This window comes from Planococcus sp. RAB007_Raresut (assembly GCF_057369535.1).
In genome coordinates this window covers 1-339 of sequence record NZ_JBXYIF010000055.1, presented here as the reverse complement: position 1 = coordinate 339, position 339 = coordinate 1, and the positions used below count along the sequence as shown (strand labels likewise).

1 protein-coding gene is annotated in these 339 nt (G+C 38.6%); it reads left to right on the top strand.

Annotation, left to right across the window (positions count from 1 at the left end):
• On the top strand, positions 1-339 hold a 339-nt coding region (locus AC2Q9J_RS17740), incomplete at both ends, for a diacylglycerol/lipid kinase family protein (protein ID WP_499041986.1).

Below are 339 nucleotides of genomic sequence, written 5' to 3'. Positions count from 1 at the left end.
CTCAGCGATTAATGCATACGGATATTCCGATGGGTATTATGCCATTAGGGACATTTAATTATGTTGCTCGTGCTTTGCATATCCCGATTGATGTCGTTCAAGCGGCGGAAGTCATTGCAACTGGGAAGGTACATGAAGTACATGTCGCCAAAATCAATGATCATATTTATTTAAATAATGCGAGTTTGGGTTTATATCCTTTATTTATTAAAAAACGTGAATTATATAATCAACGTTTAGGTCGTATTCCTTTACATGCCTACACATCGGGATTGGATGTGCTCCTGCGTGAGCACAAGTCACTCAAGCTTTCAGTTACTGTAGATGGTCAGAAATATC